Source organism: Hymenobacter profundi (assembly GCF_019334315.1).
Classification (GTDB): Bacteria; Bacteroidota; Bacteroidia; order Cytophagales; family Hymenobacteraceae; genus Hymenobacter; species Hymenobacter profundi.
This window is the reverse complement of record NZ_JAHWGL010000126.1, coordinates 1-12,491: the sequence shown is the minus strand read 5'-3', so window position 1 is coordinate 12,491 and position 12,491 is coordinate 1. Positions and strand designations below refer to the sequence as shown.

At 60.2% G+C, this 12,491-nt stretch carries 15 protein-coding genes and 1 pseudogene; 12 read left to right on the top strand and 4 right to left on the bottom strand.

Going from position 1 to position 12,491, the window contains the following annotated elements; all coding sequences use genetic code 11:
* Positions 1-708 (bottom strand): annotated as a pseudogene (locus tag KYK14_RS19810) (PAS domain-containing sensor histidine kinase); the annotation flags it as partial.
* Between the two features lie 182 nt (positions 709-890).
* On the opposite strand from KYK14_RS19810, the gene KYK14_RS19805 reads away from it, so the two are divergent.
* The 8 genes from KYK14_RS19805 to KYK14_RS19770 all read left to right on the top strand — a co-directional run bounded on the left by KYK14_RS19805 (position 891) and on the right by KYK14_RS19770 (position 8,142).
* Positions 891-1,550 carry an MBL fold metallo-hydrolase gene (locus tag KYK14_RS19805; protein WP_219161368.1) on the top strand — a complete coding sequence of 220 codons (660 nt, stop codon included), beginning with the start codon at positions 891-893 and terminating at the stop codon, positions 1,548-1,550.
* Positions 1,551-1,709: 159 nt separating this feature from the next.
* On the top strand, positions 1,710-3,308 hold the full coding sequence (locus KYK14_RS19800; protein WP_219161365.1) for a protein adenylyltransferase SelO: 1,599 nt from the start codon (positions 1,710-1,712) through the stop codon (positions 3,306-3,308).
* A gap of 223 nt (positions 3,309-3,531) precedes the next feature.
* Entirely contained in the window at positions 3,532-4,332 is an 801-nt protein-coding gene (locus KYK14_RS19795; RefSeq protein WP_219161362.1) for a HipA family kinase, read from the top strand.
* On the top strand, positions 4,310-4,696 hold the full coding sequence (locus KYK14_RS19790; protein WP_219161359.1) for a DUF3037 domain-containing protein: 387 nt from the start codon (positions 4,310-4,312) through the stop codon (positions 4,694-4,696). Before KYK14_RS19795 ends, KYK14_RS19790 begins: the two co-directional genes overlap by 23 nt.
* Before the next feature lie 153 nt (positions 4,697-4,849).
* Complete coding sequence (locus KYK14_RS19785; protein ID WP_219161357.1) at positions 4,850-6,175, top strand: leucine-rich repeat-containing protein kinase family protein; 1,326 nt, start codon at positions 4,850-4,852, stop codon at positions 6,173-6,175.
* Between the two features lie 123 nt (positions 6,176-6,298).
* On the top strand, positions 6,299-7,207 hold the full coding sequence (locus KYK14_RS19780) for a helix-turn-helix domain-containing protein (RefSeq protein ID WP_219161354.1): 909 nt from the start codon (positions 6,299-6,301) through the stop codon (positions 7,205-7,207).
* Positions 7,208-7,278: 71 nt separating this feature from the next.
* Positions 7,279-7,740: a hypothetical protein gene (locus KYK14_RS19775; protein ID WP_219161351.1), complete on the top strand. Its 462-nt coding sequence runs from the start codon at positions 7,279-7,281 to the stop codon at positions 7,738-7,740.
* A gap of 12 nt (positions 7,741-7,752) precedes the next feature.
* Positions 7,753-8,142: a DUF3817 domain-containing protein gene (locus KYK14_RS19770; RefSeq protein ID WP_219161347.1), complete on the top strand. Its 390-nt coding sequence runs from the start codon at positions 7,753-7,755 to the stop codon at positions 8,140-8,142.
* Here the strand turns inward: KYK14_RS19770 and KYK14_RS19765 are convergent.
* On the bottom strand, positions 8,076-8,780 hold the full coding sequence (locus KYK14_RS19765) for an SGNH/GDSL hydrolase family protein (protein WP_219161345.1): 705 nt from the start codon (positions 8,778-8,780) through the stop codon (positions 8,076-8,078). The two genes, KYK14_RS19770 and KYK14_RS19765, sit on opposite strands and share 67 nt — an antisense overlap.
* 241 nt (positions 8,781-9,021) lie before the next feature.
* Between KYK14_RS19765 and KYK14_RS19760 the strand changes: the two genes are divergently transcribed.
* From KYK14_RS19760 to msrB, 3 genes are all read left to right on the top strand, one after another.
* Entirely contained in the window at positions 9,022-10,011 is a 990-nt protein-coding gene (locus tag KYK14_RS19760) for an ATP-binding cassette domain-containing protein (RefSeq protein ID WP_219161342.1), read from the top strand.
* Positions 10,012-10,117: 106 nt separating this feature from the next.
* A complete protein-coding gene (locus KYK14_RS19755) occupies positions 10,118-10,258 on the top strand; it encodes a hypothetical protein (RefSeq protein ID WP_208307055.1) in 141 nt (46 codons plus the stop codon).
* Between the two features lie 14 nt (positions 10,259-10,272).
* The gene (gene msrB / locus KYK14_RS19750) at positions 10,273-10,782 is read left to right on the top strand and encodes a peptide-methionine (R)-S-oxide reductase MsrB (protein ID WP_219161339.1); all 510 of its coding nucleotides are present in this window, start codon (positions 10,273-10,275) and stop codon (positions 10,780-10,782) included.
* Here the strand turns inward: msrB and KYK14_RS19745 are convergent.
* Together KYK14_RS19745 and KYK14_RS19740 are read right to left on the bottom strand one after the other, a co-directional pair.
* Positions 10,730-11,257, bottom strand: a complete 528-nt coding sequence (locus KYK14_RS19745; RefSeq protein WP_185280544.1) for a DUF421 domain-containing protein — start codon at positions 11,255-11,257, stop codon at positions 10,730-10,732. The genes msrB and KYK14_RS19745 overlap by 53 nt on opposite strands.
* Positions 11,258-11,353: 96 nt before the next feature.
* Positions 11,354-11,914, bottom strand: coding sequence for an O-acetyl-ADP-ribose deacetylase (locus KYK14_RS19740; RefSeq protein WP_219161336.1), 561 nt, complete (start codon positions 11,912-11,914; stop codon positions 11,354-11,356).
* 162 nt (positions 11,915-12,076) lie between these two features.
* On the opposite strand from KYK14_RS19740, the gene KYK14_RS19735 reads away from it, so the two are divergent.
* Entirely contained in the window at positions 12,077-12,358 is a 282-nt protein-coding gene (locus KYK14_RS19735) for a 2TM domain-containing protein (RefSeq protein ID WP_219161333.1), read from the top strand.
* Positions 12,359-12,491: the final 133 nt, after the last annotated feature.

Genomic DNA, 12,491 nt, shown 5'->3' with positions numbered 1-12,491 from the left:
AGTGGCGTGAAACGGCTCACCGGTCTGGTACACTTTGTCGAGCAGATCAAAGATCGGCTGTCCCTGCAACTCCGGCATGGCATGGGCAATGGGCTTGCCCAGTAAGGCACGCGGTCCTACCAGTTGCTGGTATAAGGGGTTCACCAGTTTGAAAATATGGTTGGGGCCCTCCAAAATGGTAATCATGGCCGGGGCTTCCATAAACAGCCGCTCCAGGTGGCTGCGCTGGGTTTCAGCATCGGCCAGGGCGGCCCGCTCGCGGGCCTGGCTTGCACGCAGCGCCTCCTCAATGCTGGTGCTGCTATAGGCTACGCTATTGCTAAAGCTCACCAGTAGTCCCTCGCCGGCCCGGCGCGCCGAGAGGTAGAAGGGAGTAGTAGTATTAATTTGATAATCAAGGTGATGCTTTCCGGGCTGCTGCGTGAGAAAGGTGCGGCAGTAAAAGTCGAACACGCCATTGAGGCGACTCTGTGGGTAGAGGCCTAGCTGCGTGCCCGTGGGCTGCGCCGGGAGCTGGAGCATCTGCTGGGCCATGGTATTGAGCAGCACAAACTCGAAGTCAACAAGGGTAGCATTTTCGGCCCACACTGGCTTCAACAGCAGAATGCAGGTATGCGAAACTTCCAGCAGGCCCACCAGCAAATCGTCGGCAGAGAAGGTCGGCTGCAGGTTGGCAGTAGAGAAGGCAGCGGAGTCAGGTGTCGGCATAGCAAGCAAATAAGAATCGATAGCAGCGGACAACCAAAGAGGATACGACTGGGTAGAAAGTAGAGGTGCTGCCAGCTATTGAACAAGCAAAATAACGCAAATCCGGCGCGTTGGTCGGTCCAAGACTTTATAAAAAGTCTAGTGGTGAGGCATCTCGCCACTCCTTATCTACATCCTACGCTATGAAAATCACGAAATACATCCACTCCTGTTTGCTGTTGGAGCAAGACGGCGAGCAGTTGCTCTTTGACCCTGGCACGTTCACGTTTGCCGACGGGGCAGTAACGCCCGATACGTTTAAGAATGTGTCTACCGTCGTCATCACCCACCAACACCCCGACCACCTCGACGTAAAAGCGCTCCAGGAAATCGTGCGCCTAAGCGGTGCCGCGGTGCTATCGACGCCGGAAGTAGCCGATCAGTTGAAGCCCTACGGCCTGAAGGTGCAAGTGGTGGAGGAAGGTACTTTGCAGGTAGGCGCCTTTCAGCTAGAAGCTATCAGCGTACCCCACGAGCCTATTCTGGACAGCGAGTTGCCTCAGATGCTGGCCTTTTTCATCAACGGCAAAGTGCTGAACCCCGCCGATTCTTTCTCTCCTATTCTGCAAAAGTTCAAGCGGGTAGAGCTGCTGATCTTGCCCGTGATGGCGCCCTTCCTCACCGAGCTACGGGTAGCTGAGTTTGCCCGGCAGCTAGAGCCGCAGCAAATCCTACCCGTGCACGACGGCTACGCGAAAGACTTTTTTGTGGAGCAGCGCTACGACACCTACGAGCCGCATTTTGCGGAGCAAGGCATTCAGTTTCACCGCCTGAGCCAGCCAGGACAGTCGGTTACGGTGTAGTTTTTCAAGGAATATTGGGCGCCGTTGGAAACCTGCGTGCCGGCTGGGTGTTGAAGGTGTTTCAGTACCTATAGCCTGTTGCGCGTCATCTGGCATCCGTTTGTCGAAACCTGACAGGTCACTGATAACACCTCCTAACTAGTTCGCGCCTCTTTCTATATGTCTTATTCCACTGTTTCCGTCGATCAGGCTTCGTTTCGCAACTCCTTTGCCGAGGAGCTGCGCGGCGATACAGCCGGCGACCTGGGCCCGCGCCAGGTGCCCGGCTACCACTACTCGCATGCGGCGCCTACCCCCGTGCACGACCCGCACCTGCTGGCCTGGTCCGAGGAGCTGGCTGATTTTCTGGGCCTGACGCGCCCGACTGAGCGTGGCCCTGCCGTGGAAGCACTAGCCGGCAACTTGGTGACGCCCAGCATGCAACCGGTGGCCGCGCGCTACGGTGGGCACCAGTTTGGCAGCTGGGCCGGGCAGCTCGGCGACGGCCGCGCCATTTCCCTGGGCGAGCTGATGGCCCTGGACGGTACCAGTTGGGAAGTGCAATTGAAAGGGGCCGGCCCCACGCCCTACTCGCGCCGCGCCGATGGTCGGGCCGTGCTGCGTTCCTCGGTGCGGGAGTTTCTGTGCAGCGAAGCCATGTACCACCTGGGTGTGCCTACTACGCGGGCGCTCAGCCTGGTAGGTACCGGCGACGAGGTGGTGCGCGACATGTTCTACTCGGGCAACCCGCTGCCCGAGCCGGGCGCCATTGTGGCGCGGGTGGCGCCGTCGTTTGTGCGGTTCGGGAGCTTCCAGCTGCTCACGGCCACCGGCGAAATCGACAACCTGCGGGAGTTGGCCGACTACGTGATTCGGCACCACTACCCCGAACTGGGCGCGCCCTCGCCTGAAGTGTACCTGAGCTGGTTTGCGGAAATATGCCGTCGCACGGCCGTGATGGTGGCGCACTGGCAAACCGTGGGCTTCGTGCACGGCGTGATGAACACTGACAACATGTCTATTCTGGGCCTCACCATCGACTATGGCCCCTACGGCTGGCTGGAACCCTACGACCCCGACTGGACCCCCAACACCACCGATTTCGGGCAACGTCGTTATGCCTTCGGGCAGCAGCCCCGCGTGGCCCTCTGGAACCTGATGATGCTGGCCCAGGCCCTGGTGCCCCTGGTAGGCAGCGCCGATGACCTAACGCCGGCGCTCAATAGCTACGCCGGCACATTCACCAAAACCTACCGCACCCTGCTGTTCCGCAAGCTCGGTCTCACGCCCCAGCCTACCGACTTAGAGTTCTTGTCGGCCCTACCCGACGCCCTAACCGCCGCCGAGGCCGATATGACGTTGTTTTTTCGTGGACTCTCATACGTAGCCCCCATGCTGTTGGAAAACAGCGCCGCAGAGGAACAAGCCGTGCAGGATTTGCTGGAAGCTGCCACCTACACCGCCCCCGGTAGCCCCGCCCACGAGCCGCTACAACAATGGCTAGGTCAGTACCTGACGCGCCTACGCCAGGAAACGGCAACACCCGCCGCCATCCGCGAACAAATGCTGCAAGCCAACCCCAAGTACGTGCTGCGCAACTACCTCGCCCAGCAAGCCATCGAAGCCGCCGAAACCGGCGACCTGTCGTTGCTGAACACCTTGCAGCACGTCCTGCGCACGCCCTACGATGAACACCCCGAGCATGAGGCCCTGGCCGCCAAGCGCCCCGAGTGGGCCAGCACCAAGCCCGGCAGCGCCACGCTCTCGTGCAGCTCGTAAGGGTAGGAGGTAGGATGGCGCGGGGCTGTGCCCCGTGCCGGCTATGTGCAGGCCTCCGGCCTGCCACCGTCCGCGCCAGTTGGAGCATACGCAAATCGTTCTAACGACGCAGGCCGGAGGCCTGCACATAGCCGGCACGGGGCACAGCCCCGCGCCATCCGCCCACCAAAAAGCCGGGCCCCTGTTATCATTGCCCGATAAATCCCGAACTATGCACCTAATAATGGAAAGCAAACCCGAACTGCGCACCGTGGAGGTGACGCGCTACGTGACGCCGCTGCGCGAGGGCGGCTCCCTACCCGCGCTGGTAGAGGCCGACGACGGCTTCCTGTACGTGCTCAAGTTTCGGGGCGCGGGGCAGGGGCTAAAGGCCCTGATTGCTGAATTGATCGTAGGCGAGTTGGCCCGCACCCTGGGCCTGCGCGTGCCCGAGCTGGTGTTTTGCCAGCTTGATGAGGCCTTTGGCCGCACCGAGCCCGACGAGGAAATCCAGGACCTGCTGCGCTTCAGTACGGGCCAGAATCTAGGCCTGCACTATCTGTCTGGTGCCGTCACCTTCGACCCGTTGGTGAACCAGGTAGCGCCGCTGCTGGCCTCGCAAATCGTGTGGCTGGATGCCCTCACGCTGAACGTGGACCGCACCGCCCGCAACACCAATATGCTGATGTGGCACCAGGAACTGTGGCTGATCGACCACGGCGCGGCGCTCTATGTGCACCACACCGGCCCCGACTGGGCGCAGCCTGGCCGCCAGCGTACCTTTGCGCAGGTGAAAGACCACGTGCTCCTACCTCAGGCCAGCGAGCTAACCGCCGTGGATGCCGAATACCGTGCCCTACTCACGCCCGAGCGCATACGTCAGCTAGTGGAGCTAGTGCCCGAAGAGTGGCTGCTGGCCGACGCCTCTACCACCGCCCCGCCCGCCGAGCAGCGCGAGAATTACGTCCGGTTCCTGACTACCCGTCTGGCCGCATCCGAAACCTTTGTGCAGGAAGCCAACCATGCCCGACAAGCACTTATTTGAGTACGCCGTGCTGCGCATGGTGCCCCGCGTGGAGCGCGAAGAGTTTCTGAACGTGGGCGTTATCCTATACTGCGCCTCCCAAGGCTTCCTGCAAGTGCGCTTCACCGTACCCGAAACGCGCCTGCAAGCCTTTGCCGGCCCGGGTCTTGACTTGGCCGACCTGCACGCCCGCCTACACGCCTTCGAGCGCATCTGCGCCGGCCGTCGCGCGGGTGGCCCCATTGGGCAGCTGCCGGTGGCCTCGCGCTTCCGCTGGCTCACGGCCATGCGCAGCACCATTGTGCAAACCTCCGCCGTGCACCCCGGCCTGTGTGAAGACCCCAGCGCAACGCTGGATCGGCTGTTTGAGAAGCTGGTGGGGTAGGCCCCCGCCAGAATAAAACCCACTAAAAAGCCACTATATACACCATACCCCGGTAGCAGCCAGTGAGGCGAGAGCCGAACTGGCTGCGTTGAACCAGCGTCAGGCTCCCCCTCTCCCCGAGGAGAGGGGGCCGGGAGGTGAGGTTCCTTACCCATGCACACCCTCGACCAACTCCGCACCGGCCAGCTCGCCGGCATCCAGCGCCTCGACCTCTCCTGCGGCCTCACCGAGTTTCCCCGCGAAATCTTCGATCTGGCTGATTCGTTGGAAATTCTGAATCTATCGGGCAACCGGCTGTCGTCCCTACCCGATGATTTGGGTAGGCTGCACAAGTTGCGCGTGCTTTTTTGCTCCGACAACCAGTTTACCACCGTGCCGGAGGTGCTGGGTCAGCTGCCGCACCTGAGCATGATTGGCTTCAAAGCCAACCAGATCCAGACCTTACCCGCCGCTGCCCTGCCGCCCCGGCTGCGCTGGCTGATCCTGACGGACAACCAACTGGCCGCCGTGCCACCAGAACTGGGCAATTGCCGGGAGCTGCAAAAGCTGATGTTGGCCGGTAACCAGCTCACCGAGCTACCCGAAACCATGGCTGCCTGCACCAACCTGGAGCTGTTGCGTATTGCCGCCAACCGCTTCTCAGCCCTACCCACGTGGCTGCTGAAGCTACCCCGACTGAGCTGGCTGGCCTACGCCGGCAACCCCTTCTGCGACGAGATAGAAGCCCGCGTGGTGGCCCGGCACCCCATCCGCAGCATTGAGTGGCAGGCGCTGACCATACAGCAACAGCTGGGTGAGGGCGCGTCGGGCGTGATCTACCGCGGCCAGTGGCAACAAGATGTAGGCGCAACGCAGCCAGTGGCCGTAAAGCTGTTCAAAGGCGCCGTCACCAGCGACGGGCTGCCGCACAGCGAAATGGCCGCGTGCATCAGCGCTGGCCGGCATCCCAATCTGATTGCCGTGGAAGGCAAGATCAGCCACCACCCCGCCCAGGCCGAGGGGTTGGTGCTGGAGCTGATTGACCCCGCGTTTGGTAACCTGGCTGGCCCGCCCAGCCTCGCTTCCTGCACCCGCGACGTATACGCGCCCGGCACCACGTTCAGCCTACCCGCCGCCCTGCGCCTAGCTCACGGCATCGCCTCGGCCACCGCCCACTTGCACGCCCAGGGCATCCTGCATGGCGACCTGTACGCGCACAACATCCTGAATACCACTGCTGGCGAATGCCTGCTAGGCGACTTCGGCGCGGCTTGTTTCTTCGATTTGGGTACGGCCACGGCGCCTGCCTTGCAACGGCTGGAAGTGCGGGCCTTTGGCTGCCTGCTGGAAGAACTACTGGCCCACGCCGAGGCTACGGCCGAAACGGCGGCGACGGTAGAAGCCCTTACAATCTTGCAGCAGCGCTGCGTGCAGCCAGCGGTTTCGGCTCGACTGTTGTTCGCAGAAATAGAGCACGTGCTGGCTGGGTTACAGGTATAGTCCGCTGACCAATGGTAGCTTGCTGGCTTTTTGATAAAATGCTTACTAAAGGCATTCTGCTGAAGGTATTGAAGCAAGATGGGTCTGCTCTTTGCTGAATCACCGCGCAGGTAGCCCATTACTATGGCACAGCCAGCACCTATTCCTACCTCCGATTCTCCTGAATTTTTGCGGCGGCACATGCCGCACAATCCGCCTCTGGAGCACCTGACGAATACCGGCTCGGAAGCATTTTTTGTAGTGGCGGTGGAGCAGATGTACCAGCACATTCCGCGGGCTGTGCCGCCCACGCGGGCCATAGCGCATTCCTGTTTGTTTCTCACCTCCGGTACGGCCACAATGCGTGTCGGCACCGATTCTTACACTATCCAGGCAGGTGAGCTGTTGATTGTGCGGGCTGAGCAGGTATTTTCTTTTTCGCCAGGCGACATCAATACTGGTTTTCTTTGCCACTTCCATCCCGATTTTCTGCTTGGGACTGCCGCTAGTGGCGTAGCCTATGACTTCCTACAATTCTGGGGCAAGCCCTATTTGTCGCTCGATACTGCTACAGCTGGTTTTGTGCGTCAGTTGCTGCACCGGTTGCTGATTGAGTATCAAGAACATCAGCTAGCGTACCCCGATGTGCTGCGCGCCTACCTCTTGGCCCTGCTCAGTGAGTTGAATCGTGCCTACGCGGCTAGCTCACCAGGCACCCCCACGGCGGCCACCCAACTCACCAATCGCTTCAAGCAATTGCTGGCCACTTCGTTACGCGAGCTGCACCAGGTAGGGGAGTACGCCGAGCGCTTGCACGTGACGCCCAATCACTTGGCCAAAGCAGTGCGAACAACCACGGGAAAGTCGCCCGCTCGCTGGATTGAGCAGACCATTGTGCTGGAGGCCAAGGTACTGCTGTATCAAAGCCAGCTAACCATCAGCGAGGTAGCACAGGAGGTAGGCGTAGCCGATCCTTCGTATTTCAGCCGCTTATTCAGAAAGCACGAGGGCGTGACGCCGCTGGGCTTTCGCAAAAGGATGGCAACGTCCTAGTTTCGGCGTGGTTTGTCCTACTCTGTGGGCACCCTGGCGCCGACCTTTGCGGTCGTACGCAATGCAAGAAGATGTACTTGTTTTTTCTAACGCTGCACTCCTGGTTTCGCTGGGTGGTGCTGCTGAGTTTGGGGCTGGGCCTGTACCGGTCGTACCGAGGATGGCTGGGGCAGTACGCTTTCACGCCGCTCGATAATACAATCCGCCATACCACAGCAACAATAGCCCACGTGCAGCTGATGCTGGGCTACGTGCTCTATTTTCAAAGCCCAACGGTCAGTCAGTTTCTGGCCCACCGCCACGATGCTACCTACGAGCAGCAACCCTTGTTCTTCGGGCTGCTGCACGTGGTGCTGATGACGGTAGCTATTGTGGTCCTGACCATTGGCTCGTCGCTGGCCAAGCGTCGCCCTACCAGCCCAGCAAAGTTCCGCACCATGGCGCTGTGGTTTACGGCGGCGCTGCTACTGCTTTTTCTGGCTATTCCATGGCCTTTCTCGCCCCTGGCGAGCCGGCCCTGTTTCCGCTTTTAAGTTTTTCTGCACATGAGTATTTCATTGAAAAGCCCTGTGGGCCGGTTGCGCTTGTTGGGCCTGTTAGAGGGTATTTCGCTGCTAGTATTGGTAGGCGTGGCCGTACCGCTCAAGCATCTCTACAACAACCCGGCGCTGGTGCGCACGCTGGGCCCCATACACGGCCTGTTGTTTCTGCTCTTTGTGTTGAACACCTTGCGCGTAGGGGTGGAGTACCGCTGGAAGTTCAGCAAGACTACCTGGAAAGTATTGCTGGCCTGTGTCATTCCGTTCGGCACGTTTTATATCGACCGAACCATTCTGGCCGCGCTGCCACAGCACAGTCCAGAGTATCGCTACTTGCTTTTTTGCTTTAGCGCTTTAGCCACGGCCTGGTTCAGCAGCGGCTCCATCACGCGGTAGCCGGCCAGGGTAGGGTGCACGCCGTCGTTGGCATATTTAGCAGGCAGGCCCTGGCGCTCGTCGGCAAGAGCCGTGTGGTAGTCGAGGTATACGAAGTTGTGCTGCTGGGCGTAGGCTTTGATTTGCTCATTCAGGGCAATGATCTTAGGAGCGGGCGTGAGGCCTTTGCGCCACGGAAAATCATAGGCGGGTAGCACCGAGCACAAAATCACCCGCACCCCGTTGGCCTGCGCCAGCTCCGCCATCGACTTGATGTTGTTTAGGGTGGCCTGTTGGTCGTAGGGCCCAGTGTTTTCGGCCACGTCGTTGGCACCTGCGAGAATAGCTACCACAGTGGGGCGCAGATTTAGCACATCCTGCCGGAAACGTAGCAGCATTTGTGGGGAGGTCTGTCCACCAATGCCGCGCCCAACGTATTCGTAGGGCCGCCCGGCAAAAAAGGCTGAGTCGGTGCGGGGCCAGGCGTCGGTAATGGAGTTGCCCATCAGCACCACACGGGGCGTGCCCGTGCTGGGTGCCTTCAGCTGCTGGTTGGCGGGCGCATAGCGTTTCAGGTTGGCCCAGTCAGGGTTTTGCTGCGCGAGCAGGGGCGTAGTGAGTAGGCTAAACGCCAGCGCAAGCAAGGGTAGGGTTTTCATGAGGGGAGGGAAAAGAGTAGGATGAGGCCTGAAGGTAGCAAATGTGTAAAGGACGTGCCGCACGCGACTACCGTTGCCTGCACTTCGCACCAGCGCTTGCCCCACAACGCGAATAAGAGTCAGCGGCACCTAACCTGTGCCGAAGTCCGGTATAAGTGAGTACTTCGGCCCGAAAAGCACCTAACTCGCAAACCACTCCATAGCCCAGGGGCGCAATACTGGGCCGGCAGAATAACTACAAATGAGCTTACTGACTGTATCAGACATCCGGCTGGAGGAGCAGGGCAACCTCGCGTTGCAAGACATCAGCTTCACGCAACAACGCTTCCAGAAGCTGGCCGTGGCCGGCGAAACGGGTTCGGGCAAAAGCACGCTGCTGCAAACCATTGCCGGGCTGGTGCAGCCCTCCACGGGTACCGTGCTGTTTGAGGGAAGCCGAGTGCGCGGTCCGGCTGAAAAGTTGATTCCCGGCCAGGCCGGCATTGCCTACCTCTCGCAGCAGTTCGAGCTGCCGCAGTTTTTGCGGGTAGAGCAAGTGCTGCGCTATGCCAACAAACTGCGGGGCAACGCCGCGGCCGATCTGTACGAAGTTTGCCGCATCAACCACCTCATGCAGCGCCGCACCGACCACCTCTCCGGCGGCGAGCGGCAGCGCATTGCCCTGGCCCGTCTGCTGCTGGCCGCGCCGCGCCTACTTCTCCTCGACGAGCCCTACTCTAACCTCGACCGCGTGCACAAGCAGATTCTGAAGGACGTGGTACGCGACCTGGGCGAGCAACTAAGCATCACCTGCACTCTCGTCTCGCACGACCCCTTGGACACGCTTTCCTGGGCCGATGAGCTGCTGGTGCTGCGAGCAGGGCAGCTGGTGCAGCAAGGCCCACCTGTGCAAGTGTATCAGCAACCCACCGACGAATACACCGCCTCCTTGTTCGGTGATTACCACCTGGTGGCCGGCCCGGCGGCCCGCGCCCTCACCAAAGCCGCCAGCCGCCGCCTACCGAAAGGCAAACAACTGTTGCTACGCCCCGAACAGGTGGAGCTGACCACCGCGGCTACCGAAGGAGCTACCGTGGCCACCGTGCAGGCCGTACGGTTTTTCGGCAGCTACTACGAAACGGAAGTGGAGTTGCTGGGCAGCCGCTTCACGGCCAAAAGTAGCACGCCCCCCGCTGCGCCGGGCGATGCGGTAGCGGTTTCCTATCCTGGTCCGCAGATGTGGTTTCTGTAGTTGATAGCGCCGCGCTGCGCCTACCCCGGCAAATCGAACTATCTGCTGGGGTAGCTACGTATGGGAAGAATAGCTTGCCATCTTCCTTCTTCTTCTCGCATCGCGCATGAACCTTCCCGGCCTAAAGATGCGGCGCCGCACCGGCGGTGCCCCCCAAGAACCCGACAATTACAACAAATGGGGCTGGTATGCCATGGCTATCCTGGCACTAGCGTGGATTGTCTACAACCTGTTTTTTGACAAATAGCCACCGCTGAGCTTATGCTGCGCTGGCTTGATGTGGTCACCTTTGCTCGGTACGGCAACCCTGAGCCGCCCCGCCGGGTAGAGAAATCGGCGGCGGAATGGGCGCAGTTGCTGCCACCCGAGCAGTTTCGGGTGTTGCGGGAGCAGGCCACCGAGCCGCCCTACCGCAACGCCTACTGCCGGGCCTACGAGCCGGGTGAGTATGTGTGCGCCGGGTGCGGTAGTCTGCTGTTCAGCGCTGCCACCAAGTACCACGCTATTTCGGGGTGGCCTAGCTTCACCCAGCCCGCCCACAAAAATGCCATCTGGTACCGCTTCGACCACAGCCACCATATGCAGCGGGTAGAGGTGCGCTGCAACGTGTGCCAGGGGCACCTGGGCCATGTGTTTGCAGATGGCCCCGCACCCGGCGGGCTGCGCTACTGCATCAACTCGGCTAGCCTGCGGCTCGTGGCGCCGGAGCAGGAAGATGCTAAGTCAGCGGTTTCTCTGGGGGTGGGTTCTGCTCCTCCTCAAAGCGAATGATGCTGATACGCCCCGAAGGCTCCATGTAGGCTTCTTTGATGCTGGATATGTCTGTCAAGCCGTTGGTGCGCAGTTCGCTCATTAGCTCGCTGCGGGTTATCAGCTCCTTGCGCATGTTGTCTTTTTGCATTTGCCCGTTTCGAATCAGCAGGAGCTTGTCGGGCTTTATCAGTCGCTGAAAGACAGGGTAATGAAAACCCAGCCAGTTCAAGCAATAGCTCCAAAGAATAATAACGCCCACTAGGAGAATGCCTTCCGTAACGGAGCGGTACTCGCCGGCCATGCCATTCTGGGAGGCGTCGGCAATCATCACCACAAACAGCATGTCGGTGATACCCAGCGTGCCGGACTCGCGCTTCAGCACTACGCGCAGCAACAAAAACAGCCCCAGGTAGATAAGCGTACCCCGCACGACAATTTCGAGCAAAGGTGTGTTGGGCACAAAGATGGCATGCCAGTCTACTTGGTCAAACATGGTGCGTTGGGTTGAAGTTTACCTACCCCATACGTGCGGTGCGTGCCAGCGGCTGTGCCTGTGCTTCAAGAAGAGTAGGGTAGTGTCAGGCCGTCTCTACTTCAGCAATTCCTGCTCGTACACCCAGCGCGCCTCTTCGTCGTAGGCCACAAATACCACGCTAGCCGGCAGCTCATTTTCTTTCAGGAAGGCCTGCACCTCGCGCACGGCAATGCGGGCCGCATCGGCCTTAGGGTAGCCGTAGATGCCGGTGCTGATGCCCGGAAACGCCACGCTGGTAAGCTGGTTCTCGGCCGCCAGGCGCAGACTGTTGCGGTAGCAATTGGCCAATAGCTCGGCTTCACCCTTAGTACCGCCATTCCACACCGGCCCTACTGTGTGAATCACGTAGCTGGCCGGCAGCGCGCCACCCGTTGTAAGTACGGCCTCGCCGGTAGGGCAGCCACCCTGCCGCGCCCTAATCTGGCGGCACTCCTCCAGAATGGCCGGCCCGCCGGCCCGATGGATGGCTCCATCTACGCCGCCCCCACCCAGCAGGGAAGAGTTGGCGGCATTCACAATGGCGTCGGTATCCACCCGCGTGATGTCGCCCTGGTAGAGCAGGATGCGGCCGAAGGTTTGGGCGTCGGTGCGCCAGTTAGCAGCAGTAATAGCCATAGCAGTAGCAGTAAGCGTAAGTAGGGTAGGATGGCAGCGCCATTCATCCCTGTTGTAAGACGGTTCGGCCCAAAAAGTTGCTGGTTCGGTAGGAAAGAATTGTGCTCGGGTAAGTAATGGGCTACTTTTCATGCACTGTTTCACCACGTTATCCTCTTTACTATGGAGCTCATCAACCGCGACCCCCAACTCTGGCGCCAGGCCAAAGCCCGCGCCCGCTTCAAGGCCAGCCTGTTCACCTATTTTTGGGTGAATGCCCTGCTCTGGACCATCTGGGCCCTCACAGGGCGCGGCTCCTATCCTATTCCGTGGCCGCTGTGGGCTACCTTCTTCTGGGGTATTGGACTGGTGGCACAGGGGGTAGGCGTGTATGGCTTGTGGGGTAGAGACCGGCTAGTGGAGCGTGAATACGAGCGGCTGCTACGGCAACAGAAGGAATTATGAAGTAAAAAGGCGTCTGTCATCCTGAGCGGAGCGAAGGACCTTCTCACGGCTAAACGAGTCGTTGGTACGCCCATCGTTCACACGTAAAAAGGTCCTTCGCTCCGCTCAGGATGACAGACGCCTTTTTACTTCA

Bases quoted from the DNA above. Each gene is read 5' to 3' on its own strand.
- KYK14_RS19790 (WP_219161359.1), top strand. From the start codon at position 4,310: ATGCCCGACAAGCACTTATTTGAGTACGCCGTGCTGCGCATGGTGCCC.
- KYK14_RS19795 (WP_219161362.1), top strand. From the start codon at position 3,532: ATGGAAAGCAAACCCGAACTGCGCACCGTGGAGGTGACGCGCTACGTG.
- KYK14_RS19765 (WP_219161345.1), bottom strand. From the start codon at position 8,780: ATGAAAACCCTACCCTTGCTTGCGCTGGCGTTTAGCCTACTCACTACG.
- KYK14_RS19785 (WP_219161357.1), top strand. From the start codon at position 4,850: ATGCACACCCTCGACCAACTCCGCACCGGCCAGCTCGCCGGCATCCAG.
- KYK14_RS19770 (WP_219161347.1), top strand. From the start codon at position 7,753: ATGAGTATTTCATTGAAAAGCCCTGTGGGCCGGTTGCGCTTGTTGGGC.
- KYK14_RS19775 (WP_219161351.1), top strand. From the start codon at position 7,279: ATGTACTTGTTTTTTCTAACGCTGCACTCCTGGTTTCGCTGGGTGGTG.
- KYK14_RS19740 (WP_219161336.1), bottom strand. From the start codon at position 11,914: ATGGCTATTACTGCTGCTAACTGGCGCACCGACGCCCAAACCTTCGGC.
- KYK14_RS19745 (WP_185280544.1), bottom strand. From the start codon at position 11,257: ATGTTTGACCAAGTAGACTGGCATGCCATCTTTGTGCCCAACACACCT.
- msrB (WP_219161339.1), top strand. From the start codon at position 10,273: ATGCTGCGCTGGCTTGATGTGGTCACCTTTGCTCGGTACGGCAACCCT.
- KYK14_RS19735 (WP_219161333.1), top strand. From the start codon at position 12,077: ATGGAGCTCATCAACCGCGACCCCCAACTCTGGCGCCAGGCCAAAGCC.
- KYK14_RS19805 (WP_219161368.1), top strand. From the start codon at position 891: ATGAAAATCACGAAATACATCCACTCCTGTTTGCTGTTGGAGCAAGAC.
- KYK14_RS19780 (WP_219161354.1), top strand. From the start codon at position 6,299: ATGGCACAGCCAGCACCTATTCCTACCTCCGATTCTCCTGAATTTTTG.
- KYK14_RS19800 (WP_219161365.1), top strand. From the start codon at position 1,710: ATGTCTTATTCCACTGTTTCCGTCGATCAGGCTTCGTTTCGCAACTCC.
- KYK14_RS19760 (WP_219161342.1), top strand. From the start codon at position 9,022: ATGAGCTTACTGACTGTATCAGACATCCGGCTGGAGGAGCAGGGCAAC.
- KYK14_RS19755 (WP_208307055.1), top strand. From the start codon at position 10,118: ATGAACCTTCCCGGCCTAAAGATGCGGCGCCGCACCGGCGGTGCCCCC.